Source organism: Pelotomaculum isophthalicicum JI, assembly GCF_029478095.1.
Lineage (GTDB): Bacteria > Bacillota > Desulfotomaculia > Desulfotomaculales > Pelotomaculaceae > Pelotomaculum_D > Pelotomaculum_D isophthalicicum.
The window spans coordinates 68,163-92,594 of the sequence record NZ_JAKOAV010000003.1; the positions used below are offsets into that span (position 1 = coordinate 68,163).

Below are 24,432 nucleotides of genomic sequence, written 5' to 3' on the forward strand. Positions count from 1 at the left end.
AATTTATAAATAAATAGGGCGTAAATATATTTAATTTAATAAACGCGTTAAATGGAGGTTTGCCTCGTATGGTTTCTCCGAAATACTGGCGTATTGTTTTAAAGCTAAGCGGGGAAGCGCTGGCCGGTTCTTTGGGATATGGCATAGATCCTGATGTGGTTAACACTATCGCCAGACAGGTCAAAGATGTAATGGAATGCAGGGTGCAGTTGGCGGTTGTGGTTGGGGGAGGAAATATCTGGCGTGGGATTGCCGGAAGCGCCAAGGGCATGGACCGGGCGACGGCTGATTACATGGGAATGCTGGCCACGGTGATGAATTCACTTGCCTTACATGATGCGCTGCAAAAGCATGGGGTGGATACACGCACGCAAACCGCTATTGAAATGAGGGCGGTAGCCGAGCCCTATATCAGGCGGCGCGCAATAAGGCATATGGAGAAAGGCAGAGTGGTGATTTTTGCCGCCGGTACTGGTAACCCATATTTTTCCACTGACACGACCGCGGCCTTGCGGGCGGCTGAAATTGAGGCGCAAGTTATTTTAATGGCAAAACAAGTGGATGGCGTTTATGATTCTGACCCGTTGAAAAATCCAAACGCAAAAAGATTCAAAGAGCTAAGCTATATAGAAATGATCAACCGCGGACTGGGTGTTATGGATTCTACTGCTGCTTCGCTATGCATGGATAACAAGATACCGTTAATTGTTTTTGATTTAAACAAGGAAGGTAATATTAAAAAAGCGATCTTTGGAGAAAAAATCGGAACTTATATCGGGGGTGAGTTTAATGGCGAAAGAAATAATCAGTGAATCTGAAAGCAATATGAAGAAAACCGTTGAGGTAGTGAAAAAAGAGTTTGCCTCTTTGCGGGCAGGCCGGGCCACTCCGGCGCTATTGGACAAGATCACAGTCAACTACTACGGTACACCGACGCCTATCAACCAACTCGCTAATATTTCAGTGCCCGAAGCCAGACTCCTGGTTATTCAACCATGGGATAAAAATTCTTTGCCGGAAATTGAACGGGCCATTATGAAATCCGATCTAGGTATTCCGCCTGCCAGTGACGGTGCGGTAATAAGGCTTGCCATACCGCAGCTAACTCAGGAAAGACGGGCTGATTTGATGAAGGTCATTAAGAAGAAAGCGGAAGAAGGCCGGGTGGCAGTGCGTAATATTCGCCGCGATACCAATGAGCAGCTTAAAGCTTCTCAAAAAGAGGGCAAGTTGTCTGAAGATGAATTAAAGCGCAGCCAGGATGAAGTCCAGAAAATAACCGACCGTTTTGTTAAAGAAATCGATGCGCTTTTATCAACAAAAGAACAGGAGATAATGCAGGTTTAGATGAACGAGTGTCTTGATCTCGTTGGCCTGACTTTAGATGATGCTCTTGAACGTTGCGAGAAACTGGGATTGGCTGTTGATATTTTAGTCACCCGGCCTGTTCAAGGGATTTCTGGTGAAAGACTGCGTGTCGTACGATATAGATATATTTCAGGTAAAATGGTGCTGACAGTGGTCTTCGAAGATATTAGGAAAGGAGGTAGTGAAGGGTGGCCTACAAGATAACTGACGAATGTGTGGGATGTGGTACTTGTTTAGACTCTTGCCCGAATGAAGCAATTATCGAAGCAGATGATGTCTGTAAGATTGATCTTGAAAAGTGTCAGGATTGTGGTGTCTGCATAGATTCCTGTCCTACGGGAGCTATTATTGAAGAGTAACGGATAAGCCCCCTCACCTGTACGAGGGGGCTGTTTATATGGTAAAATATGTACAACCGGCGATCCTGGAGGGCATTATTGCTATGTTTAATAGAATTATCAACTTCTGGCGTAAAAAAGAGTCTGATGAATCAGGGCCGGGAGTACAGGAAATGTTAGATATGATTGACAAAAAAAGATTGCCTAAGCATATTGCCATAATCATGGATGGCAACGGACGTTGGGCGCAAAGGCAGGGGTTGCTGCGGGCTATCGGTCACAGAGCGGGAATGGAATCTCTCAGGGATATAGTTAAGTTGTGCTGCGAACTGGATATTCAAGTGTTAACCGTATATGCCTTTTCTACTGAAAACTGGAAGAGGCCCCAGGAAGAAGTAGTTGTTCTGATGGACTTGCTGGTCGAGTATCTCAATAAAGAAATGCGTGAACTTAATGAAGAAGGAGTACGCATTAACCCGATCGGCAGGTTGGATGAATTGCCGCAACCGGCTAGGGATGCCCTGGCTGATGCGGTTAAATTGACCCGTGACAATAACCGGCTTATATTAAATATAGCCTTAAACTACGGAGGACGTACGGAAATAATTGACGCCATACGGGCAATCGTTACAGATATAGAAAAGGGTTGTTATAAAGCCAGTCAAATTGATGCTAATTTGATTTCAGAACACTTGTATACTGCCGGTCAGCCCGAACCGGATCTATTAATCCGGCCTTCCGGTGATTACCGGATAAGCAACTTTTTACTATGGCAGCTGGCCTATACTGAATTTTGGTTTACTTCCACATTATGGCCCGAATTCCGGCGCTATCACTTGTTGCGCGCTCTGGTTGAATACCAGCGGCGGGAGCGCCGTTTTGGCGGGTTAAAATCAAAAAGTTAATGGGTAAAATAGATAACAACCTGACAGGTTGGTGAAGACGTGCTCCTGCAAAGAATAATTAGCGCCTTGGTGGGTGCGCCCCTGATTATCCTGGCTGTTTATCATGCAGGCTTACCATTGTTACTGTTAACTGGAATAATCGTTTTTCTCGGGTTGAGAGAAATATCGGAAATGCTGTCCAGATTGGGGATAAAACCGTCTTTCTGGCTAGCCCAGGCTGGAGGTTTAATTTTACTTGGCGGGGCATATCTATATCATGATGGATATCCTGGACCTACCATCACTATCATTTTATTCCTGCAACTAATTGCAACAGTGGCTTTTTATCCGCGTTATTCATTGTTAGACATCGCTGGTACCCTTATGGGTACGCTTTATGTAGGCTTAATGTGTTACTTTTATCTTTTAAGAACCCTTCCTGACGGGTGGATTTGGCTTGTTTTTATGTTTGCTGGTACGTGGGCCTGTGATACTGTCGCCTTTTTTGTCGGGAAAGCTTTCGGTAAAAGAAGAATCGCTCCGGTGTTGAGCCCGAAGAAAACTCTGGAAGGAGCCGCCGGAGGTCTTTTAGGAAGTGTCATTATATCTTATTTGTTTGCAATCATTTATCCATTTTTACCTTTACCCAAATTGTTATTGTTAGGGTGTATGCTGGGAGTTGCCGCTGAAGTGGGTGACTTGCTTGAGTCAGCTTTTAAGAGACAGGCCGGTCTTAAAGATTCCAGCACTTTAATTCCGGGGCATGGCGGTATACTTGACCGTTTTGACAGCGCCTTGTTTACCGCTCCCCTTGTTTATTATTACGTGCGGCTCTTTATTATCGGTTAAGGTGGCTTGATAAATGCCAAGGAAACTGGTCTTGTTAATTTACGCGGTTATAACTTTGTTAATTGTTCTGGCTGCTGTCAAGTATATATTACCGGTGCTGGTGCCCTTCATAATAGCTCTGGTTTTTAGTTTTTTAATGGAACCTATTATTGGAGCTTTGCAGCGCAAGGTGAAATTACCCCGCGGTGTCTCAACAATAATTGCCATGATTATTGTCTTCGGGGGAATCGGTGTCATTTTTACAGTTGTGATCTTGAAACTGGTTGCGGAGTTGGTCCAGCTTTCCGTTTCGCTGCCTGGAATCGCTACGGAATTAAGGGTTTATTTTCAGGATCTGATTGAAAAAGCGACGACTTTTTATGTGAATCTTCCGCCATATGTCACTTCTTCACTTGAGCAGAATATTAACAGTCTCACTGCGAACCTCCAGGGTTTTATCAGTCGGGCTGTCAATTCCATACTGCAGTTTATCTCATTGGTGCCCGGCACTCTCACTGTTATGGTGGTGAGCGGGCTGGCTACTTATTTTTTAGCCCGGGACCGTCATTTGATTGTTCAGCTATTGCTGCGTTTCATTCCGGAACCGTGGGGAGAAAAAGCTGTTAATGTTATGCGGGAGATATCTACGGCTTTTTTGGGTTATTTACGGGCTCAGGCTATTCTTATATCTATAACCACTGTTATCAGTATTACTGGTTTGTACATAATCGGCGCAAAATATGCCTTGACCATGGGGCTTTTGATAGGTTTTTTCGACCTTATTCCTGTTCTCGGACCAGCAACCATTTATCTGCCTTGGCTAGTCTGGTCCTTCGCTGCCGGTGATACCGGTTTTGGAATTAAACTTGCTGTTTTATACGGAATAGTACTATTGGTTAGACAAATTTTTGAAACAAAGATAGTTTCGGCAAGTCTTGGCTTGCATCCTTTAGCAACACTAGTGGCAATGTATGCCGGATTAAAATTAATGGGTGTTTTGGGCTTGATTCTTGGCCCAATCTTACTTATAGGCATACAGGCGACAATTAAATCAGATATTTTGAATATCAAGATAAAATAAACGTAACTGGATAATTATTGGAGTTTAGCATGAAAAAAATTGTTATTCTAGGTAGTACCGGGTCTATAGGCAGACAAACACTTGATGTCATCCGTAATATGCCCGGCAAGTTTAGAGTAGTGGGGTTGGCGGCAGGAAGGAACTGGCGGCTGCTTGCCAGTCAAGTCAGAGAGTTCCGGCCGGAAGTCGTTGTATTGGAAAGGGAACAAGAGCTCAAAAATCTACGAGATGAGCTTGCCTGTGACGAGACCCCGGATTTAGCCTGGGGAAGGTCCGGGCTGGAAAACCTGGCCATGCTGCCGCAAGCTGACATTGTCCTGGTTGCGGTTGCCGGTGCGCTTGGCATATACCCGACTATTGCCGCAATTAACGCCGGTAAGGATGTCGCGCTGGCAAACAAGGAAACATTGGTGGCTGCCGGACACCTGGTTATGGAGCTGGCCGCTAGAAAGAAATCGGCTCTGCTGCCGGTTGACAGCGAGCATTCGGCTATTTGGCAGTGCCTTAATGGGCTAGAGCAAAGGGCGGTTGAAAAAATTATTCTAACTGCTTCGGGAGGACCGTTTCGAACTTTTAGTAAAGAGGAAATGGAAAATGTGACTGTTGATATGGCGCTTTTTCATCCAAACTGGCAAATGGGCAAAAAGATTACCATCGATTCAGCTACTATGATGAACAAAGGGCTTGAGATTATTGAAGCAAAATGGCTTTTTGGGGTAAGCTACGAACAAATAGAAGTTGTTATTCATCCGCAAAGCATCATTCATTCAGCAGTTGAGTTCTTGGACGGGTCAGTTATAGCCCAGATGGGTATGCCGGATATGCGGCTGCCGATACAGTATGCGCTGACCTACCCGGAGCGGCAGCCGGGTTGTTGTCCCAGGCTAAATTTAACTTGTTTGCAGGGGTTGACTTTTGAGAAGCCGGATACTGGGAGGTTTCCTTCGCTAAAACTTGCTTTTGAAGCCGGCAAAGCTGGTGGAACTATGCCTGCGGTGTTCAATGCCGCCAACGAGGTGGCAGTTGATTCTTTTTTGAAAGGAAGGATTTCTTTCACGACAATTCCCTTTATAGTAGCTGAAGTGATGGAAAAGCATTTGACGGTTAAGCAGCCTGAACTGGAGGAAATTATGGAGGCTGATAGTTGGGCCAGGGAAACCGGAGCTAATTTAATTGGAACCTTTGAGCATGCATAAGCGGCGATTTTAAGGCCGATTTAAAGAGTGAGTGAGCCGAGGATAGATGAGGGAATTGTCTAAGGCGCAAAGCGCCTAGTTTGACTGAACCCGAGGGCGAAAGAGCTCGAACGATTATGAGGGCCGGACAGGAACCACGTTGAACGCTCAAAGGTCGTCCCTAATGAATATACAGGGTGGTGTTTTTGTTGCTTACTTTTATCGCTTCTGTATTTGTATTCGGCATGCTGGTTATTTTCCACGAGTTAGGTCATTTTAGCATCGCCAAACTGGTTGGTATAAAGGTGCATGAATTCAGCCTGGGTTTTGGGCCGAAGCTGTTTGGCGTCCCCAAAGGGGAGACTTCCTACAACATACGTGCTTTACCGTTGGGCGGTTTCGTGCGTATGGCCGGGATGGACCCGAACGAGGAAGATTTTGTTGATGATGAGCGCGGCTTTAATAAAAAAACTGTGGGCCAGCGTGTCGCCGTTATCTTTGCCGGCCCGCTGATGAATTTTATACTGGCTGTGGTTTTATTGGCTTTTGTCTTTATGTTTCAAGGTTTACCCGTCGCAACAACCGAGATCAAGGAAGTCGTTCCCGGTTCCCCAGCTGAAAAAGCCGGTATTGTAGCAGGGGATAAAATTGTAGCTATCAATGGAGAACACTTGGAAGAATGGGAAAAACTTGTGGCCTGGATAAGTGAACACCCGGAAGAAAGAATCACCGTGACTATATCGCGGGGTGGTATTGAACAACAGTATGATATAAATACTTATAGAGATGAAAACGGCCAGGGGAAAATTGGCGTTGTGTCGGCATCCGGTTACCGCAGAATGGGCTTGATACCGTCTATAGCGCTGGGATTTGAATGGACCGGCAGGATTACTGTCACTATCCTCGACTTTATCGCTAAAATGATTTTCGGACAAGCGCCGGCGGAACTCGGCGGCCCGGTGCGGGTGGTCAATGAAATCGGTAAAGCTGCGCAGGTAGGTTTTTTCTTCCTTCTTCAGCTATCAGCCTTCTTAAGTATTAACCTGGGCTTATTTAACCTCTTTCCGATCCCGGCATTGGACGGCAGCCGGATTCTCTTTCTAGCCTGGGAAAAGGTAGGCGGCCGGCCGGTAGACCCGGTGAAAGAGAATTTCATTCACCTGGTGGGTCTCGGGCTGCTGCTGTTGTTGATGGTGATTATAACTTATAATGATATTCTCCAGTTATACGTATTTAACCAGGTGCCGGGGCAACAATGATGAAGAGAAGACAGACAAAGCCTGTTTTTATCGGCAAGGTGCAGGTAGGCGGCGGGGCGCCGGTTAGTGTGCAGTCAATGACGAACACCGACACCAGGGATATTCCCGCCACCATTTCTCAGATTAATGAACTGGCTGCCGGAGGTTGCGAAATAATCCGGGTGGCTGTACCTGACCGGGAGGCTGCGGAAGCGTTGCCACTTATTCTAAAAGGGATTAGTATACCGCTTATTGCCGATATTCACTTTGATTACAGGCTGGCGCTGGCAGCAATCAGGGCAGGTGTTGACGGACTCAGGATAAACCCGGGTAATATCGGCGGACGTGAGAAAGTTAAGGAAGTGGCGGCGGCCGCCAGAGAACGTAATTTGCCAATCCGGATTGGGGTAAACGCCGGATCGCTGGAAAAAGAACTGCTTGAGCGGGACGGTGGAGTAACAGCGGCGGCAATGGTGGAAAGCGCCTTGAGACACATCAGAATGCTTGAAGATTTAAATTATACCAGTATTAAGGTGTCTTTAAAAGCCTCAGATATTCCTTTAATGCTGGATTCTTACCGCCTTCTGGCAGGTTTAACGGACTACCCTTTTCACATCGGAGTGACTGAGGCCGGCACCATCCGTTACGGGACAATCAAGTCCGCTGTCGGAATCGGCATATTATTGAACGAAGGAATCGGCGACACTATCAGAGTATCCTTAACCGGGGATCCACGCCACGAAGTAAGGGCCGGTTTTGATATCCTTAAATCGCTGGGTATCCGCAAAAAGGGTGTGGAGTTAATCTCCTGTCCCACTTGCGGACGCACACAAATCGAACTTATAAAGATCGCGGAGGAAGTGGAGGAAAAACTTCAATATCTGGACAAGCCGCTTAAAGTGGCAGTGATGGGCTGCGTGGTTAACGGCCCGGGCGAGGCGAGGGAGGCTGATGTCGGCATTGCCGGCGGTAAAGGAGTGGGAATTATCTTTCGTAAAGGTAAAGTTATCAGGAAAGTAGTTGAAGAAAAGCTTGTCGAAGAATTGTTGAAAGAGGTAGAATTGCTGTAACTACAAAGTAGTCAGTAGTCAGTATTCAGAATGAGGGAACGGGCGAAAACATTTGAAGACTTACTGGTATGGCAGAAGGCGCACTTGTTCATGTTTGTGGTTCATTGTCTATATTCTTACGTAGATTTTTGAATGCGGTATATTTCCATTCATTACTATTATTATCCATCTGATGATAAGACGAAGCTATATAGACATCTAACTACTGATTACTGATTACTGACTACTGACTACTTGAATTGGAGGAGTTTTATGCGAACGACAGAGTTATTTGCGCCTACATTAAGAGAAGTGCCTGCGGAAGCGGAAATAGTCAGCCACCAGCTATTATTGCGGGCCGGTTTTATCCGCCGGGAAGCGGCAGGCGTATACACTTACCTGCCTCTGGCCTTACGTGTGTTAAAAAAGATTAATCAGATAATCCGGGAGGAAATGGACCGCCATGGCGGGCAGGAACTGCAAATGCCGATTATCCAGTCTGCTGAATTGTGGCAGGAGTCAGGCCGCTGGGACGTGTACGGACCCGAACTTTTCCGTTTAAAAGACCGGCATGACCGGGATTTTGCCTTGGGGCCTACACATGAGGAGATAATTACCGCGCTGGTGCGGAGTGAAGTAAACTCATACAAGCAACTCCCGCTTTTACTATACCAGATTCAAAATAAATACCGGGATGAGCGGCGGCCGCGTTTCGGCTTGTTGCGCGGCCGGGAGTTTATCATGAAAGATCTTTATTCATTCGACCGGGATGAGCAAGGCTTGCAATTAAGCTATCAAAAAATGCACGACGCTTACACCCAGGTATTCCGGAGATGCGGGCTGCGCTTCCGGCCTGTGGAAGCTGACTCCGGAGCAATTGGAGGCAGTGATACCCATGAGTTTATGGTACTGGCTGATTCCGGGGAAGCTACCATACTGTTCTGTGAGAAGGAATCATGCGGGTACGCCGCCAACGTGGAGAAGGCTGCGTTAACGAATGTGCTCACAAAAACAGGCGAGGACCTGAAACAACTTGCCGAGGTGTCGACTCCCGGCGCTCATACGGTGGAAGAGGTCGCAAACTTTTTGCATGTGTCGCCGCAAAAGATAATAAAAACCCTGCTTTATGAGACGGAAGAGGAAGTTGTCGCGGCGCTGGTCAGAGGTGACCGGGATGTCAATGAAATTAAGTTGTCAAACGCTTTGCATTGCTTGCATTTGAAGCTGGCCGGGGCGGGCACGGTACAGGACATTACCGGAGCGCGCGTTGGATTTGCCGGGCCGGTTAACCTCAAAAGTGTAAGAATAATTGCGGATTTGGAAATCTCCGCATTAGTCAACGCTGTTTCCGGGGCAAATAAGGATGACACTCATTTAATTAATGTTAACCCGGTTCGTGATTTTACTATTGATATCATTGCTGATATCAGGATGGTGCAGGCTGGTGAGCCTTGTCCCCGGTGCGGTTCGACGCTGAAAGAGGCAAAGGGGATTGAAGTTGGCCAGATTTTTAAACTGGGGGATAAGTACAGCAAAGTTTTAGGAGCCACTTATCTTGACGAGAGCGGCCAAAAAAAGACAATTATAATGGGTTGCTACGGTATTGGCGTTAGCAGGACGATGGCTGCCGCTATAGAGCAGAACCATGACCAAGACGGGATTATCTGGCCGGTTGCCATAGCGCCGTATCATGTTGTTGTCGTGCCGGTAAGCGTCAAGGATGAGAACCAGGCGGCCATGGCGGAAAAAGTTTATCACCGGCTGGTTGAAGCAGGTATAGAAACAGTAATTGATGACCGGCCTGAACGTGCCGGGGTCAAGTTTAAGGACGCTGATCTGATTGGTTGCCCCTTGCGGATTACCGTCGGAGCGAAAGCGGTAGCGAATGAGCAAGTTGAAGTACGGGTGCGTAAAACCGGTGAAACGATTATGGTACCTGTCGATAGGGTGGAAAGTTTTGTTTTAGATCAGTTGGGAAAATTGTAATATGTTAAATAAAATACTGATTTTGTCGGTTACAGTTGGTAACGGGCACATGCGGGCGGCTGAAGCTATTAAGAAAGCAGCCGGTAATCTTTATCCGGAGATAGAGGTATCCATTCTGGATACCTTCCGCTATGCCAGCCCTTTTTTGGAAAAAGTAATCTTGGGCACTTATATGGAAATTCTAAAAATGAGTCCGGTTATATACGGTTACTTGTACCGCCAAGCAGAGAAAGGACAGCCTTTATCAGGACGCGGCAAGCTTGAATTCAACCGGATATTAAACCTCCTGGTAGCGCCCAGACTTGTCAAATATATCAAAGATTTTCAACCGGAAGTTATAGTTTGCACACATCCTTTTCCGGTGGGGATCATGTCTTACATGAAAAAGAAAGGTATATTTAAGGGGCCTGTTTTTGCGACTATTACTGATTTTACCATACATTCTTTTTGGATATTCCCGGGAGTGGATTATTACCTGATTGGCGCTGAGCAACTACAGCCTGAATGTGCGGCGTTCGGGATTAAACCGGATAATGCGCGGGCTACCGGGATACCGATAGATCCCGCCTTTGAAAGGCGATATGACAAGAAAGAAGTAAGAAAAAAGCTTGGGTTGAATCCTGAGCTGCCGGCAATATTAATTACAGGCGGCGGGCTGGGAATGGGACACCTGGAATCTACAGTGAAAGAACTGGGAGAGTCTATTGGTGATTGCCAGTTGATGGTTGTTGCCGGTACGAATGCTTCGCTTAGGGATAGACTGCTAAATATCGCACCTGATCTATCCTGTGCGGTAAAGATTTACGGTTACGTCAACAACATCCACGAGTTAATGGCGGCAGCGGATTTGCTGATTGGCAAGCCGGGTGGTTTGTCTTGCGCGGAAGCCATGGCGATAGGCCTGCCTGTATTTATTATCGATCCGCTGCCGGGACAGGAAGAGAGAAACGCGCAATTCCTGGCAGGGGCGGGGGCAGGAGTGAGAGTCGACGAACGGAATATGGCCGGACAGGTTAAAGCGTACCTGACAGATTCCGGCCGTTTAGGTCTAATGACCCGGGCCGCCGCAGCACTGGGTAAACCTAAATCGGCTAGAAACGCTGTCCTTATTATGGAGAAAGCTGTTGCGGGTGTGAGCAGCCTAACAAGATAGCTCTTGTCAACATATGTCTTTTATGATATAGTAATTAGTAGTTCGTCAGGAACACATGGATTTCGGTCTTTTCAAAGAGTGGGTAATTCCCACTCTTTCGTCTTATCAAGCAACAGTGATAATTTAGGAGGGTTTCTGGTGGCAAGTCATCAAGTTGTGAAACTGGTCCAGCAGATAGCTTTACCAATAGTACAGGAAGCTGGTATAGAACTTGTGGATGTCGAGTTTTTAAAAGAAGGCGGACGTTGGTACCTGCGAATTTTTATCGATAAACCTGACGGTATCAGCCACGAGGATTGTCGTTTTGTTTCCGAGAGAATCGACAGATTGCTTGATGAAAAAGTACCGATATCACATTCCTATTCGTTGGAGGTATCTTCACCCGGCATTGAAAGGCCAATAAAGAAATTAGAGGATTATAGCCGGTTTAAGGAGAGATCTGCTGTTGTTACCACTTTTGTTCCTATTAACGGCCGGAAGAAATTTAGCGGTCGCCTAATGGGAACACGCATGGGTAATGTAGTGATTGACATAGATGGCACGGAATTATGTATTCCTTTGGAACAGATTGCATCAGCGCGGCTGGCTGGGGAACTTTAATTGGGCGGGGGAGGAAGTAGGATGAATATAGAATTCTTGGAGGCCTTAAAAGATTTGGAAAAGGAGAAGGGCATAGCTGTAGATGTCTTACTGGATGCTATTGAAGCGGCTTTGCTTTCTGCCTATAAGCGGAATTTTGGGTCTCTGCAAAATGCCAGGGTCCATATTGAGCGTGAGACCGGGGATTTTAAAGTTTATACCCAACGATCGGTAATGGAGTTTGTGGAAGATCCGCGTCTGGAGATTGATCTGGATGAAGCGAAAAAAATAAACCCAAATTATCAAGTGGGCGATATTGTAGAAACAGAAGTTACCCCAAGAAATTTTGGCCGTATTGCCGCGCAAACAGCGAAACAGGTAGTTGTACAGCGGATTCGCGAGGCGGAAAGAAATATTGTTTTTGAGGAGTTCGTAAATCGCGAGGGAGAAATAGTCACCGGTACAGTTCAGCGTTTTGAACAAAAAAATGTACTGATCGAACTGGGTAAGACGGAAGCTATCTTAATGCCTTCAGAGCAGATGCCTGGTGAGGATTATCGTCATGGCGAAAGAATCAAGGTGTACATTGTTGAAGTTAGAAAAACAACCAAAGGGCCCCAAATCATGGTTTCACGTACCCACCCGGGTTTATTGAAGCGCCTTTTCGAATTGGAGGTTCCCGAATTGCAGGAAGGTGTCGTGGAACTAAAGGCGATTGCGCGGGAAGCGGGAGCCCGCTCAAAGATAGCCGTATATTCAAGAGATGAGAATGTCGACCCGGTGGGGGCTTGTGTTGGTCCAAAAGGAATGAGAGTACAGAACATTGTCAATGAACTGAATGGTGAGAAGGTTGATATTATAAAATGGAATCCGGACCCGTCAAAGTTTGTTGCCAGTTCCTTGAGTCCGGCAAAAGTCATGGCTGTTGAAGTTTGGGATGAGGAGAAAATTGCTAGGGTAATTGTGCCGGATTATCAATTATCCCTGGCGATAGGCAAAGAAGGACAGAATGCGCGTCTGGCCGCAAAACTAACCAGTTGGAAGATAGATATTAAGAGCGAGTCGCAAATGCAGGAAATATATTCAGAAGAATGCGGTGAAGTTTACGATAGTCTGGATGAATAGCATAAATAGGGGGTAGGTGTCCGGTGCCTAAGGTTAAAAGGATACCCCAGCGGATGTGTGTTGGTTGCCAGGAGATGAAGCCCAAAAGACAGTTGATCCGATTAGTGCGCACGCCAGATGAAACAATTGAGATTGACCTCACTGGAAAACGATCCGGACGCGGCGCATATATCTGTCCTGGTGAAGATTGTTTAAAAAGAGCCATAAAGGGGAAAAAACTTGAAAGGGCTCTCAAAAGTCCAATATCCTCCGAAGTTTTTGATGCTCTGGAAAAGGAATTAATAAAAGTTAGCGGTCGTTGAGAGTAATTATTGTTGCTCGAAAATGGAAACGGGACGGTTTTACGGAAATATATCTGCCGCAATAATACTTGAAACACTTGAAAGGGGAGATGTACTCAGTACAAGGTATATATCATGGAGGTGATTATATGGTAAAAAAACGGGTACATGAAATAGCAAAAGAACTTAACATAGAAAGCAAGGAAATAATAAATAAGTTGAGTGGTATTGGAATAAACGTTAAATCTCATATGAGCGCATTGGAAGACAGTGAGGTTGAACGTTTGCTGAGATTATACCGTAAAGAAACTCCAAAGAATGAGAAACCGGCACCTGAGCCTGCGCCAGCGGTGTCGCAGGAGCAAAAGGTGAAGAATAAAAGTGAGTCATCAGCGACGGAATTTAACAAGACCAGAAAAACTGGGGGGCAGCAAGGTGATCAAAGGAAGGGCGGCAAGACTTCGGAGACGAACTATTACCGTGGCCCTGGCTTAGTTGACCGCGTTCCTTCTCGTCCACCGGACAGACGTTTTGAAGAAAAACCAGTGCAAGGAGAAAAAACCCAAGTAAAAAGCGACCAGGGGGCGAAAGGTAAAACTTTTGAGGGGTTTAAAGAGCGTCAAGCGTTCGACAGACCACGAAACCAGCCCCAAGGTAATAGGACCGATGGCGGGCGTCCGGAGAGGCCTTCACAAGATCGGATGCAAAATAGCCGGCCGCAGCAGGAAGGCGGTCGCCAGGAGCGTCCGCCGCAAAGTAAACAACAGCAAAACCGTCCTCCCCAAAATAATAGTCCGGCCCAACGTTACGATCGAGGTAAAACAGGGCCAGGCCGGTCTGCTGACTTTAGACAGCAGGGAGCGCCCAGACCGGGTAGTGCAACCAGTTCCAAGGGTACTGGACCACAACGGTGGAGTGACCGTGGCGCAAGACCGGGGGGGCAACCGGGTGCAAGACCAGGTGGTCAACAAGGTACAAGACCGGGCGGTCAACCAGGCGCTAGACCAAGGCCAGTTGATCGACCTGCTCAATCCGGCGCCAACCAAGGTTCCAGGATAAAAACAGATTTAACAGTGACGAAGCCACAAGGGCGGCGTGATGATAAAGAACGCACCTATCTTGATAAACCAAAGACTCAAGATAAGCCAAAATCTCAGGTTGGGCGGCCAGGTAACAAAGGACGTTATGATAAACGTGCGGTAGCCTTAGATAATATTGATGAAAAGCCGCGATTAAGGGCTGCTACAGGTGGTTCGCGTAAAAAAGGAAACTTTAAAAACCAAGAAAGTCACCAAGCTGGTCCGGCTCAACCTGTGGAAAAAAAGCCAGTAGTTATCGGTGAGTCAATAACGGTACAAGAATTGGCAGTCAAGATACACAAAACCCCGGCTGAACTGATTAAAAAATTAATGCAGCTTGGTGTGCTGGCCACGATTAATCAGGAGATTGACAGCGATACAGCAAGCTTGCTGGCTGTGGAATTCGGATATGAAGTCGAGGTTAAGCTGCCGGTTGACTTGGAAGCGTTGTTGATGCAAGAACCGGAAGAGGATTCCAAGCTATTGGCGCAAAGGCCTTGTATTGTTACTGTGATGGGACATGTTGACCATGGCAAGACTTCGCTGTTAGACGCCATCAGACAGACTAACGTGACTGCCACAGAGGCTGGCGGAATAACTCAGCATATTGGCGCTTATCAGGTTGAACATAGTGGTAAGCGAATCACTTTTGTTGATACACCGGGACATGAAGCTTTTACGGCTATGCGGGCGCGTGGCGCGCAGGTTACTGACATTGCCATCCTGGTGGTTGCGGCTGAAGACGGGGTAATGCCTCAGACAATTGAGGCGATAAATCACGCCAAAGAGGCGGAAGTGCCGATAATTGTAGCTATCAACAAGATGGATAAACCCGGGGCTAATCCTGAAAGAGTAAAGCAGGAGCTTACTGAACATGGATTGATAGCCGAGGAATGGGGCGGGGATACTATCTGTGTTAATGTTTCTGCCGTCAAACGCGAAGGGTTAAAAGACCTTTTAGAAATGATCCTGCTGGTGGCTGAAATGAAAGAATTAAAAGCCAATCCTGAGCGTCCGGCCCGGGGAACCGTGATAGAAGCGGAACTTGATAAAGGTCGCGGACCCGTAGCCACTGTGCTTGTGCAAAACGGTACTCTAATGATTGGCGATAACATTATAGCTGGTTCTGCCATTGGGCGGGTACGCGCCATGATTGACGATAAAGGGCGTCGTGTAAAAAAAGCCGGGCCTTCCACACCTGTTGAAGTACTGGGCTTTTCGGAAACACCGATGGCAGGGGACGTATTTATTGTTGTACAGGATGAAAAATTGGCCAGGAATATTGTTTCACGCAGACAGATTAAGAAACGGGAAGAAGAATTAAAAAATACTACCAGAGTATCCCTGGACGACTTGTTTAAACGTATTCAGGAAGGCCAGATCAAGGAACTGGGGATTATAGTTAAGGCGGATGTGCAGGGTTCGGTTGAAGCTTTGCGGCAGGCACTGGAGCGGTTGAATACCGGAGAGGTAAAAGTTAATATTATCCATGGTGGAGTCGGTGCTATCTCTGAAACTGATATTATGCTGGCGTCGGCATCTAACGCCATCATTTTAGGATTTAACGTGCGTCCGGACGTAAACGCCAGAAAAGCTGCGGAGAATGAGAAAGTTGATGTGCGGCTGTATAGGGTTATATATGAAGCGATTGAGGACGTTAAGGCGGCCATGAGCGGCTTGCTGGAGCCGGAGTATAAAGAAGTGGCTCAGGGCAGGGCGGAAATAAGGAAGATTTTCAAGGCTTCAAAAATAGGTACTATAGCAGGGTGTTATGTTTTAGAGGGTAAGATCGAAAGGGACGCCGGCGTTCGGTTGGTGCGTGACGGTATAGTTATCCATGAAGGGAAATTAAATTCCTTAAAGCGGTTTAAAGATGACGTAAAAGAAGTGTTGCAAGGGTACGAGTGTGGCCTTGCTTTTGAAAAATTCAATGAAATGCAAGAGGGAGACGTTGTTGAGGCATTTACCGTTGAAGCTGTTAAAAGGGAACTCGCTTAAATTTAGATATAGAAAGTCGTATTTAACCACTAACCTCTCATTGGGGGTGTTTGGCAATGTCTTTCCGTTCCGAACGGTTAGCGGAAGCCATAAAAAAGGAAGTTTCTGAGTTGCTAAGGGATGAAATGAAAGATCCACGGGTAGGTTTTGTCAGCATCACTTCAGTAAAAGTTTCAAAGGATTTACGCTATGCTGATATTTTTGCCAGCGTTTACGGGGAACCAGCAGCACAAAAGGCTTCTATGGCAGCGCTTACAAAAGCGCAGGGATTTATAAGAAGTGAGTTGGGCAAGCGAATCCGGCTTCGTTACACTCCGGAAATTACTTTTAAATTAGATCAATCAATAGGACAGGGCGCACGTTTAATTAAGCTTATGGAAGAAGTCCGAGGGGAAGGTGGCCCTTCCAATGAGTAAGCTCGAAGTGATTGCCCGGGCAGTGAGCAACATAAAGCACGCGTTAATATGCGGTCATATCATGCCCGATGGTGACTGCCTAGGATCGGTACTGGCTTTAGCGCTGATCTTGAAACAGCTTGGCAAAGAAGCAACAGTAGCCGGTCCCGATCCTGTACCTGAAATATACGAGTTTTTGCCCGGCATACAAGGCTACCGGGCAGGCAGCCCACCGGAAGGAGATTACGACACGCTTATTGCTTTGGATTGCCCCGTTGCGGAAAGATTAGGTATTGGCTACCGGGACTTGCCCGGGCGTGATTTGACCGTTATTAATATAGATCATCATGCCAGCACAAATTCTTACGGGACGTACAGGTATATTGATCCACAAGCGGCGGCGGTCGGAGAAATCATATTTGACTTGTTGCAGTTAATGAAGGTTAATATTTCTTTAGATGTGGCAATTTGTTTGTACACGGCGATTGTTACTGATACCGGTTCATTTCAATATGAGAGTACTACACCCGACACACATAGACGAGTGGCCAGGTTGATTGAGATCGGTGTACCTGTTTCCCGGATAAACGTTCTTCTTTATGAAGAAAAATCGCGGATGTGCCAACTTTTATTAAGCGCAGCGTTAAAAACCCTCTCGTTTAGCAATTGCGGCCAAGTGGCTTGGATGATTGTCACGCGTGATATGCTCAGGGACACCGGGGCGAAAGATGAGCATACAGAAGGAATCGTGAACTATGCCCGATCAATTAAAGGTGTTGAAGTAGGACTTCTTTTTCATGAGTTGCCGGACGGCAAATATAAAATCAGTTTTCGTTCAAAAAAAACAGTGGATGTGAACCGGCTGGCTGCTTATTTTGGCGGCGGCGGTCATTTGCGTGCTGCTGGTTGTGAAATCTCAGGAAATATTAACATAATTGAAAAAGAGGTGGTCGCGGCGGCAGTTTGTGCAGCCGGAGGAGCGGGGTTGTGATATGAATGGAATTATTAATGTGCTGAAACCTCCCGGGATGACCTCCCACGATGTTGTTGATTTTATCCGCCGCACATTTAAAATAAATAAAGTTGGACACACCGGAACACTAGATCCCGGAGCAGCCGGTGTGCTGGTTGTTTGTCTGGGCCGTGCCACCCGTGCAGCCCGGTTTATTACCGGGGACGATAAAGAGTATCGCGCGGAAATTACTTTTGGTGTCGTTACTACTACAGGGGATTCCTTTGGTGAAGTGATAGACGAACGAGATGCTTCACGTTTGACCGCGGAAGCCGTCAAGGCTTCTTTACCGGTTTTTACCGGGGAGATTAGCCAGGTGCCGCCAATGGTGTCCGCTTTAAAATGGCACGGAAAAAAGCTTTACGAATTGGCTAGAGCTGGTATGTCTATCGAACGCCAACCGCGTGTTGTTACCGTCCACAAGCTTGAGTATATAGACGGTACCGGCTGGAGTTGCCCGAACCCGGTGGCGTTTGTGCACTTAACTTGCTCTAAGGGGACATATGTCCGGACACTTTGTGAGGATATCGGCGATTACCTGGGATGTGGAGCACATATGTCGTTTCTGGTACGAACAAGAGTAGGTGTTTTTCATATTGCTGATTCATATACTCTAGAAGATATTAAGTTGTTTGCTGTAGCCGGGAAAACGGAACATAATTTTTCTAATATGGTTATTCCTGTGGAGAAAGCGCTATTAGGTTTACCGCCTGTTAAAGTAAAAAGCGCCGCAGTTACAGCGGTCAGTTCAGGCTCAAAGCTTTATTTGCCCGGAGTGGCAGAACTGCCTGACGGTTTGACAGAAGGTGTTCTTGTTCGACTGCAAGGCCCGGAAGGGTTGTTGGCTGTTGCAAAGACTGATCTTGATCCGGATGACACGAGCAGGTTTGTATTTAAACCCGTTTGTGTGCTGGTATAATCATGTTAAATAAGGAAATCAAATCGTTGTTTGCGCTAGTGCGGACAACGAATAGGCAATAAATCCGAAATACGGACCGGCTCCGTTCAGACAGGAGGTTGTTAATTTGAACATTTACCGCCATTGGCAAGGGTTAAAGGATAAACATAAACGGCTGGTAGTCGGTCTGGGGAACTTCGACGGGGTACATATCGGCCATCAAAAACTGATTTCTGAGATAGTGAGCTTGGCTAAGGAAATTGGCGGCACACCGGCTGTTTTTACTTTTCATCCTCATCCACTAGCCGTTCTGTATCCGGATAAGTGTCCGTCATTTCTTCTATCACAGGAAGCGAAACAAAAGTTCATGGCTAGGCTGGATGTCAAAGTACTGTTGCTGGTACCTTTCGACCTTGAATTTGCCGCACTTTCTCCTGAAGATTTTATTAAGACGGTTCTTTGCGATGAGCTAGGAGCCAGTGGTGTTGTGGTTGGGTATAATTATACTTTCGGTCACTATGGCCGGGGAACACCAGCCTTGCTGGAACAGCAAGCTGCTAAATACAATTACCAGTTACGCGTGGTTCCCCCGGTAATGGTTGAAGGTCAGGTAATCAGCAGCACTTTGATCAGGGAGTTGCTGATGAAAGGTCAGGTAGCTGAGTCGGCTAAGTTTTTAGGGTATTATCCGTTTATTGAAGGACAGGTTGTGACGGGGGAAAGACGGGGCGGCTCCCTTGGATATCCTACCGCCAACCTTAATATAGAACAAACATTGCTTGTTCCCGCAAATGGTGTTTATTCAGTTAAAGTGTATGTTGATAATGAAACCTACCTCGGAGTGGCAAATATCGGTGTCAAACCAACATTTCAGGGTAGCACGAGGAACATTGAAGTGCATTTGTTGGACTTTTACCAGGATCTATATGGAAAAAATATAAAAGTAAAATTTACCAGGCGGTTAAGGGAGGAAAAAAGATTTATGACTTCAACCGATCTGGTTAAACAAATAGAGCAGGATATTATGGAGACCCGTGCGGGGGTCGAAAGCAAATGAATAAAAAATAACAACTTTCAATATAAATTTAATAGGCAGCGTTTACATAAGTGCCAGGTTTGTGCTACAATTATCGCGTTAAACGTCCCGTATCATGAAAGGAGGCGTTTACCTTGACAGTTCCAAAATTTGATTCTCCAGAAGAGGAAATCAAGAAGTGGTTAAATTATATCGCTTTGATTTGTCTGAGCGAGGAGTTCCAGTCCTTGAAAAAAGAGCTGGAAAGCATTTACCTCCAATCGAACATGGAAAATGTCCGGTTAACAGCCTTCGAGGATGCTCTATACGCCTTTCTCTCGCAAGAGAGGGACGAACAAGTATACCAATCTAACGCGTATTAGAGCCTAAAACAGATGAAGGTAATTATTACTGAACACGCCCGCAAGCGATTACGGGATTTGAGACAGGATAGGATTACTATAGCAGACATAATTAACGCTGCCAGTGGCATACCAGGACGCATACCGACAGCTACCAGATTTAGGGGGTTTTTGGCAAAGCCCGGTAGAGTGTTTGATATTGTTGCCAAGGATATACCAGGCGGTCGCCTGGTAATTACAATAATCGGGAAGTAACCTTCCCAAAGAACTGCAGGCTAGGTAACACGTTCTCCGGCGGTTGACTTGGCCGGCAGCGATTAATTAAAAAGGAGGTGAACAGCATGGCTTTGACTACTGAAAGCAAACAAAACATTATTTCCCAACATAAGCTTCACGATAACGACACTGGTTCTCCAGAAGTTCAGATTGCTATTTTGACGGAAAGGATTAATAATCTTACCAGTCACTTGCAGCAACATAAGGGTGACCACCACTCACGCCGGGGTTTGTTAAAGATGGTTGGCCAAAGAAGGGCCTTGCTAAACTATCTACGTGACCGGCATTTTGATCGATATCGTTCACTTATCGAAAAACTTGGTTTAAGAAAGTAGCGATGTTCATGAAGCGGGCTAATTCACCCGCTTCTTCGTCATATGCGGGGGTTTTTGTGATTTTATTTTACCCCGAAAGGAAATACTAATAAGAACGTCGAAGATATATTTTGTTAAATGTTTCATGTCTGTTACAGGAGGTATAGCGACTCAATGCTAAATAACCAGGTTTTAATCAGAGAAATTCTCGTCGGTGGTCGCCCGATGATCTTAGAGACTGGTAGACTGGCAAAACAAGCGAGTGGTTCCGTACTTGTCCGTTACGGTGATACTGTTGTCCTGGTCACCGCCACTATGGCCGGCCACGTCAGGGCAGGGATTGATTTCTTTCCACTTACAGTGGATTATGAGGAAAGGTTCTATGCTGTTGGAAAGATACCGGGCGGTTTTATAAAGAGAGAAAGTCGTCCCAGTGAGAAAGCTGTTCTTTCCGGACGATTGATCGACCGTCCAATTCGTCCTCTGTTCCCTAAAGAAATGCGCAATGAGGTCCAAGTTATAGCTACAATAATGTCCGTGGACCAAGATCATGCTCCTGAAATAGCCGCCATGATCGGTGCTTCAGCAGCGTTGCATATTTCAGAAATCCCCTTAAAATATCCAATTGGTGGTGTTATCGTAGGCCGGGTGGACGGGCAGTTTGTGATTAACCCCGTTTTAGCCCAAATCGAAAAGAGCGACATGCATCTGGTGGTTGCCGGTACCGGGGAAGCAGTAATGATGGTAGAGGCGGGTGCCCGTGAGATTCCGGAAGCGGTCATGCTGGAGGCAATTTCTTTCGGACATGACTCTGTGAAAGAAATCGTTAACTTTATTGAAAAGTTTCGTGATGAAGCCCTTGCTATAGGCCTGGCCAAGGAAAAAGTAATACCCGATATAGCCGAACCCGGGAACGATATTATTGAAGCAGTAACCGGGCCTGCCGAGGAAAAACTCGAAGTTGCCCTTCGGCGGTGTGTGAATGAAAAGCTTATTAAACAAGCCCGTGAATCATACTTGGATGATGTTAAGAACGAGTTAGCGGGGCAGTTCATCGAAACTTTTCCGGATCAGGAAAATTTAATAAGTACAGTTATTGACGCGGTTGAAAAGAAGATCGTTCGCCGTATGATTACAACAGAAGGAGTGCGTATTGACGGGCGGGCACTAACTGAGGTGCGCCCGATATCCGTTGAAGTTGGTGTTTTGCCACGACCCCACGGATCCGGGCTGTTTACCAGGGGACAAACCCAAATCCTTTCAGCGGTAACCCTGGGGACAATATCCGACGAGCAGATTTTGGACGGTCTTGGGGTGGAAGAATCCAAGCGCTTTATGCACCATTATAATTTTCCACCTTTTAGTGTGGGTGAAACCAGGCCGATGAGATCACCCGGCCGCAGGGAAATCGGACACGGAGCGCTGGCGGAACGGGCGCTTTCAGCAGTTATTCCAACTGAAGAAGAATTCCCGTACACCATTCGCCTTGTTTCCGAAGCTCTTGAGTCAAACGGTTCAACCTCCATGGGTAGTGTGTGCGGCAGTTGTTTAGCTTTAATGGATGCCGGAGTTCCAATTAAAGCGCCCGTTGCCGGTGTTGCCATGGGCCTGATTAAAGAAGGCGATAATCACTCAGTGCTTACTGATATCCAGGGGTTTGAAGATCACCTTGGTGATATGGACTTTAAAGTCGCAGGAACTGCCAAAGGGATTACCGCTCTCCAAATGGATATCAAAATCGCCGGCATCACCCAGGAAGTTTTTGAACAAGCTCTGGCACAGGCACATGATGGACGCATGCATATATTAAATAAAATAATTGAAGTTATACCCGCTCCCAGGCCGGAATTGTCGCCACACGCCCCGCGTATTATCCATACCACAATTGACCCGGATAAAATACGCGACGTTATTGGGCCTGGTGGCAAGATTATTAAGAAAATCGTTGAGGAAACCGGTGCGGATATAGACATTGAAGATGACGGACGGGTGTTTATATCATCTGTTGACCAGGAAAAAGGTAAGATAGCCCTGCAGATTATCGAATCATTAACAAAGGAAATTCAAGCCGGCGAGATTTATAACGGACGAGTTACCAAGGTAATGGACTTTGGATGTTTTGTTGAAATTATTCCGGGAGTTCTGGGATTGCCGGGTAAAGAAGGCCTTGTTCATATTTCCCAGCTTGAACACCACAGGGTAAACAAGGTTGAGGATGTTGTTAAAGAAGGGGATATGATCCTGGTTAAAACAATCGGATATGATAATCAAGGCCGGTTAAAGCTATCCAAGAAAGATGTTACGCCTGCGCCGGAAGGAAAAGTCCCCAGAGAGGACCGTGGAGACAGGCCTCGCGACCGGGGATCGCGGCCGCAGAGACGCCGTGAATTCGGCCGAAGCTAATCTAAATGAAATTGGTATTAAATTTGGGGTAATTACTGGGACAAGAGTCAGGAGTCAGAATTCAGAATGAGAGATCGGTTTATTATCTTTAAGTATTCTGAATTCTGACTCCTGAATTCTGATTACCTGATTTTTATTTAATAATTGTCCTGTGCAATGCATAGGATTTGTTAAGAAGTTAACGGTTAATAATCAAGCGGGAAATTGGGAAACCTGATAAGGGGCGTATCTCAGCTTTTTTATATATGTTGTTCAGATTTAAAGGAATTAGATCAAATATCACGAATATGTTTGAGGATGTATTTTATAGGAGGTTCCTTTATGTTCCATAAGGTTACTCTTGACAACAATATACATATTCTTTCGGAACAAGTTCCCCACGTTCGCTCGGTGGCTTTGGGCTTTTGGGTTGATGTGGGTTCACGTTATGAAAGTCCTGAGAATAACGGAATATCCCACTTTATTGAACATTTGCTTTTTAAGGGGACGGCAAGGCGTACAGCCAAGCAGATCGCCGAAGCCCTTGATGCGGTAGGCGGGCAGCTAAATGCTTTTACAACTAAGGAATATACTTGCTATTACGCCAGGGTTCTTGACGAGCATTTTGACCTGGCAGTTGACCTTCTTAGCGATATGCTTTTTTACTCAAAATTTGATGCGGATGATATCGACCGTGAAAGAAACGTGATCATTGAAGAAATAAAAATGTACGAAGATGCTCCCGATGAACTGGTACATGATATCTTTGCCGGTTCAATGTGGCAGGGACATGCCCTTGGCAGACCGATTATTGGAACTGCTGAAGTGATTGAGAATCTTTCGAGGGACAAGATAGTTGAATTTTATAATGCTCATTACAAACCGGGTAATTTGATTGTAACAGCCGCAGGCAACATAGATAAGGATGAGGTTATCAATAAACTCCGCCCAATACTGGAGACAAAAAAAGGATACGTGCCGGCAAGAACCATAATCGCTCCCGCGCCCAAGCGGGATGTAGTTTGCCGCAGCAAAGAAACTGAACAGGTGCACTTGTGTATCGGTACCCCTGGGTTAAGTCTGGAAAATGAGAAAACATATACTTTCCAGGTGCTTAACACTATTCTAGGCGGAGGCCTAAGTTCAAGGTTGTTCCAGGAAATTAGGGAGCAACGCGGGCTGGTTTATTCAGTTTATTCTTATCACAGTTCGTATCATGATACCGGTCTTTTTTGCATATATGCCGGTTTGAGCAAGCAAAACGTGGATGAGGTATTGGAGTTAATCTTTAAACAAGTGAAAGATATCAGAGTAAATAGCGTAAAACCAGAAGAACTCCAGCGTGCAAAGGACCAGCTAAAGGGCAACTTGCTTTTAAGTTTGGAGAATGTGAGTACCCGGATGAGCAGATTGGGAAAATCTCAACTTTATCTGGGGAAGGTTCTGCCACCGGAGGAGGTTGTAGAGAAACTAAACAAAGTAACAATAGCTGATATTCAGGAGTTAGCTGCGGAAAAGTTAAAGCCTGCGGATTTTTCCATGGCGACTATCGGACCCTGGACGGATTGTGGTAATATGGGAAAAATGCTGGAGAGGTATGGTAATTAATAATATCG

General features: G+C 46.1%; 24 protein-coding genes and 2 pseudogenes. All 26 read left to right on the forward strand.

Annotated features, from left to right (window positions below):
* The first annotated feature begins 68 nt into the window (after positions 1-68).
* The 26 genes and pseudogenes from pyrH (at position 69) to L7E55_RS02800 (ending at position 24,424) form a co-directional block, all read left to right on the forward strand.
* Positions 69-812 (forward strand): UMP kinase, encoded by a 744-nt coding sequence (gene pyrH, locus L7E55_RS02680; protein WP_277442464.1) that lies wholly within the window; start codon positions 69-71, stop codon positions 810-812.
* Complete coding sequence (gene frr / locus L7E55_RS02685) at positions 790-1,347, forward strand: ribosome recycling factor (protein WP_277442465.1); 558 nt, start codon at positions 790-792, stop codon at positions 1,345-1,347. The genes pyrH and frr overlap by 23 nt, the downstream gene beginning before the upstream one ends.
* Entirely contained in the window at positions 1,348-1,572 is a 225-nt protein-coding gene (locus L7E55_RS02690; RefSeq protein ID WP_277442466.1) for a hypothetical protein, read from the forward strand.
* Positions 1,557-1,727 (forward strand): DUF362 domain-containing protein, encoded by a 171-nt coding sequence (locus L7E55_RS02695; protein ID WP_277442467.1) that lies wholly within the window; start codon positions 1,557-1,559, stop codon positions 1,725-1,727. The genes L7E55_RS02690 and L7E55_RS02695 overlap by 16 nt, the downstream gene beginning before the upstream one ends.
* Before the next feature lie 83 nt (positions 1,728-1,810).
* On the forward strand, positions 1,811-2,611 hold the full coding sequence (locus L7E55_RS02700) for an isoprenyl transferase (RefSeq protein WP_420851999.1): 801 nt from the start codon (positions 1,811-1,813) through the stop codon (positions 2,609-2,611).
* Between the two features lie 39 nt (positions 2,612-2,650).
* Complete coding sequence (locus L7E55_RS02705; protein ID WP_277442469.1) at positions 2,651-3,439, forward strand: phosphatidate cytidylyltransferase; 789 nt, start codon at positions 2,651-2,653, stop codon at positions 3,437-3,439.
* Positions 3,440-3,452: 13 nt separating this feature from the next.
* The gene (gene ytvI, locus L7E55_RS02710; protein ID WP_277442470.1) at positions 3,453-4,499 is read left to right on the forward strand and encodes a sporulation integral membrane protein YtvI; all 1,047 of its coding nucleotides are present in this window, start codon (positions 3,453-3,455) and stop codon (positions 4,497-4,499) included.
* Between the two features lie 29 nt (positions 4,500-4,528).
* The gene (locus L7E55_RS02715) at positions 4,529-5,695 is read left to right on the forward strand and encodes a 1-deoxy-D-xylulose-5-phosphate reductoisomerase (protein WP_277442471.1); all 1,167 of its coding nucleotides are present in this window, start codon (positions 4,529-4,531) and stop codon (positions 5,693-5,695) included.
* A gap of 188 nt (positions 5,696-5,883) precedes the next feature.
* Positions 5,884-6,933 (forward strand): RIP metalloprotease RseP, encoded by a 1,050-nt coding sequence (gene rseP, locus L7E55_RS02720; protein ID WP_277442473.1) that lies wholly within the window; start codon positions 5,884-5,886, stop codon positions 6,931-6,933.
* The gene (ispG, locus tag L7E55_RS02725; protein ID WP_277442582.1) at positions 6,933-7,982 is read left to right on the forward strand and encodes a flavodoxin-dependent (E)-4-hydroxy-3-methylbut-2-enyl-diphosphate synthase; all 1,050 of its coding nucleotides are present in this window, start codon (positions 6,933-6,935) and stop codon (positions 7,980-7,982) included. The genes rseP and ispG overlap by 1 nt, the downstream gene beginning before the upstream one ends.
* A 252-nt stretch (positions 7,983-8,234) precedes the next feature.
* Positions 8,235-9,947: a proline--tRNA ligase gene (locus tag L7E55_RS02730; protein WP_277442475.1), complete on the forward strand. Its 1,713-nt coding sequence runs from the start codon at positions 8,235-8,237 to the stop codon at positions 9,945-9,947.
* 1 nt (position 9,948) lies between these two features.
* Positions 9,949-11,100, forward strand: coding sequence for an MGDG synthase family glycosyltransferase (locus tag L7E55_RS02735; RefSeq protein WP_277442477.1), 1,152 nt, complete (start codon positions 9,949-9,951; stop codon positions 11,098-11,100).
* A gap of 138 nt (positions 11,101-11,238) precedes the next feature.
* Positions 11,239-11,700: a ribosome maturation factor RimP gene (locus tag L7E55_RS02740; protein ID WP_277442480.1), complete on the forward strand. Its 462-nt coding sequence runs from the start codon at positions 11,239-11,241 to the stop codon at positions 11,698-11,700.
* 21 nt (positions 11,701-11,721) lie between these two features.
* On the forward strand, positions 11,722-12,804 hold the full coding sequence (gene nusA, locus L7E55_RS02745; RefSeq protein WP_277442481.1) for a transcription termination factor NusA: 1,083 nt from the start codon (positions 11,722-11,724) through the stop codon (positions 12,802-12,804).
* Positions 12,805-12,827: 23 nt separating this feature from the next.
* Positions 12,828-13,106, forward strand: a complete 279-nt coding sequence (gene rnpM, locus L7E55_RS02750; RefSeq protein ID WP_277442482.1) for an RNase P modulator RnpM — start codon at positions 12,828-12,830, stop codon at positions 13,104-13,106.
* A gap of 128 nt (positions 13,107-13,234) precedes the next feature.
* Positions 13,235-13,324: pseudogene (locus L7E55_RS17660) on the forward strand (translation initiation factor IF-2 N-terminal domain-containing protein); the annotation flags it as partial.
* Positions 13,325-13,978: 654 nt separating this feature from the next.
* A pseudogene (gene infB, locus L7E55_RS02755) lies at positions 13,979-16,162 on the forward strand (translation initiation factor IF-2); the annotation flags it as partial.
* A 56-nt stretch (positions 16,163-16,218) separates the two neighbouring features.
* A complete protein-coding gene (gene rbfA, locus L7E55_RS02760) occupies positions 16,219-16,578 on the forward strand; it encodes a 30S ribosome-binding factor RbfA (RefSeq protein ID WP_277442485.1) in 360 nt (119 codons plus the stop codon).
* Positions 16,571-17,548 (forward strand): DHH family phosphoesterase, encoded by a 978-nt coding sequence (locus L7E55_RS02765; protein ID WP_277442487.1) that lies wholly within the window; start codon positions 16,571-16,573, stop codon positions 17,546-17,548. The genes rbfA and L7E55_RS02765 overlap by 8 nt, the downstream gene beginning before the upstream one ends.
* A 1-nt stretch (position 17,549) precedes the next feature.
* Entirely contained in the window at positions 17,550-18,488 is a 939-nt protein-coding gene (gene truB, locus L7E55_RS02770; protein WP_277442488.1) for a tRNA pseudouridine(55) synthase TruB, read from the forward strand.
* A gap of 106 nt (positions 18,489-18,594) precedes the next feature.
* A complete protein-coding gene (locus L7E55_RS02775; RefSeq protein ID WP_277442489.1) occupies positions 18,595-19,524 on the forward strand; it encodes a bifunctional riboflavin kinase/FAD synthetase in 930 nt (309 codons plus the stop codon).
* Between the two features lie 113 nt (positions 19,525-19,637).
* Positions 19,638-19,865, forward strand: coding sequence for a hypothetical protein (locus L7E55_RS02780; RefSeq protein WP_277442491.1), 228 nt, complete (start codon positions 19,638-19,640; stop codon positions 19,863-19,865).
* A 12-nt stretch (positions 19,866-19,877) separates the two neighbouring features.
* Positions 19,878-20,099: a hypothetical protein gene (locus L7E55_RS02785; RefSeq protein WP_277442492.1), complete on the forward strand. Its 222-nt coding sequence runs from the start codon at positions 19,878-19,880 to the stop codon at positions 20,097-20,099.
* 86 nt (positions 20,100-20,185) lie between these two features.
* Complete coding sequence (gene rpsO / locus L7E55_RS02790) at positions 20,186-20,455, forward strand: 30S ribosomal protein S15 (RefSeq protein ID WP_277442493.1); 270 nt, start codon at positions 20,186-20,188, stop codon at positions 20,453-20,455.
* Positions 20,456-20,608: 153 nt separating this feature from the next.
* Positions 20,609-22,837: a polyribonucleotide nucleotidyltransferase gene (locus tag L7E55_RS02795; protein ID WP_277442495.1), complete on the forward strand. Its 2,229-nt coding sequence runs from the start codon at positions 20,609-20,611 to the stop codon at positions 22,835-22,837.
* A 321-nt stretch (positions 22,838-23,158) separates the two neighbouring features.
* Entirely contained in the window at positions 23,159-24,424 is a 1,266-nt protein-coding gene (locus tag L7E55_RS02800; RefSeq protein WP_277442497.1) for a M16 family metallopeptidase, read from the forward strand.
* Positions 24,425-24,432: the final 8 nt, after the last annotated feature.

Bases quoted from the DNA above. Each gene is read 5' to 3' on its own strand.
- pyrH (WP_277442464.1), top strand. From the start codon at position 69: ATGGTTTCTCCGAAATACTGGCGTATTGTTTTAAAGCTAAGCGGGGAA.
- frr (WP_277442465.1), top strand. From the start codon at position 790: ATGGCGAAAGAAATAATCAGTGAATCTGAAAGCAATATGAAGAAAACC.
- L7E55_RS02690 (WP_277442466.1), top strand. From the start codon at position 1,348: ATGAACGAGTGTCTTGATCTCGTTGGCCTGACTTTAGATGATGCTCTT.
- L7E55_RS02700 (WP_420851999.1), top strand. From the start codon at position 1,811: ATGTTTAATAGAATTATCAACTTCTGGCGTAAAAAAGAGTCTGATGAA.
- ytvI (WP_277442470.1), top strand. From the start codon at position 3,453: ATGCCAAGGAAACTGGTCTTGTTAATTTACGCGGTTATAACTTTGTTA.
- L7E55_RS02715 (WP_277442471.1), top strand. From the start codon at position 4,529: ATGAAAAAAATTGTTATTCTAGGTAGTACCGGGTCTATAGGCAGACAA.
- ispG (WP_277442582.1), top strand. From the start codon at position 6,933: ATGAAGAGAAGACAGACAAAGCCTGTTTTTATCGGCAAGGTGCAGGTA.
- L7E55_RS02730 (WP_277442475.1), top strand. From the start codon at position 8,235: ATGCGAACGACAGAGTTATTTGCGCCTACATTAAGAGAAGTGCCTGCG.
- L7E55_RS02735 (WP_277442477.1), top strand. From the start codon at position 9,949: ATGTTAAATAAAATACTGATTTTGTCGGTTACAGTTGGTAACGGGCAC.
- nusA (WP_277442481.1), top strand. From the start codon at position 11,722: ATGAATATAGAATTCTTGGAGGCCTTAAAAGATTTGGAAAAGGAGAAG.
- rbfA (WP_277442485.1), top strand. From the start codon at position 16,219: ATGTCTTTCCGTTCCGAACGGTTAGCGGAAGCCATAAAAAAGGAAGTT.
- L7E55_RS02765 (WP_277442487.1), top strand. From the start codon at position 16,571: ATGAGTAAGCTCGAAGTGATTGCCCGGGCAGTGAGCAACATAAAGCAC.
- truB (WP_277442488.1), top strand. From the start codon at position 17,550: ATGAATGGAATTATTAATGTGCTGAAACCTCCCGGGATGACCTCCCAC.
- L7E55_RS02785 (WP_277442492.1), top strand. From the start codon at position 19,878: ATGAAGGTAATTATTACTGAACACGCCCGCAAGCGATTACGGGATTTG.
- rpsO (WP_277442493.1), top strand. From the start codon at position 20,186: ATGGCTTTGACTACTGAAAGCAAACAAAACATTATTTCCCAACATAAG.
- L7E55_RS02795 (WP_277442495.1), top strand. From the start codon at position 20,609: ATGCTAAATAACCAGGTTTTAATCAGAGAAATTCTCGTCGGTGGTCGC.
- L7E55_RS02800 (WP_277442497.1), top strand. From the start codon at position 23,159: ATGTTCCATAAGGTTACTCTTGACAACAATATACATATTCTTTCGGAA.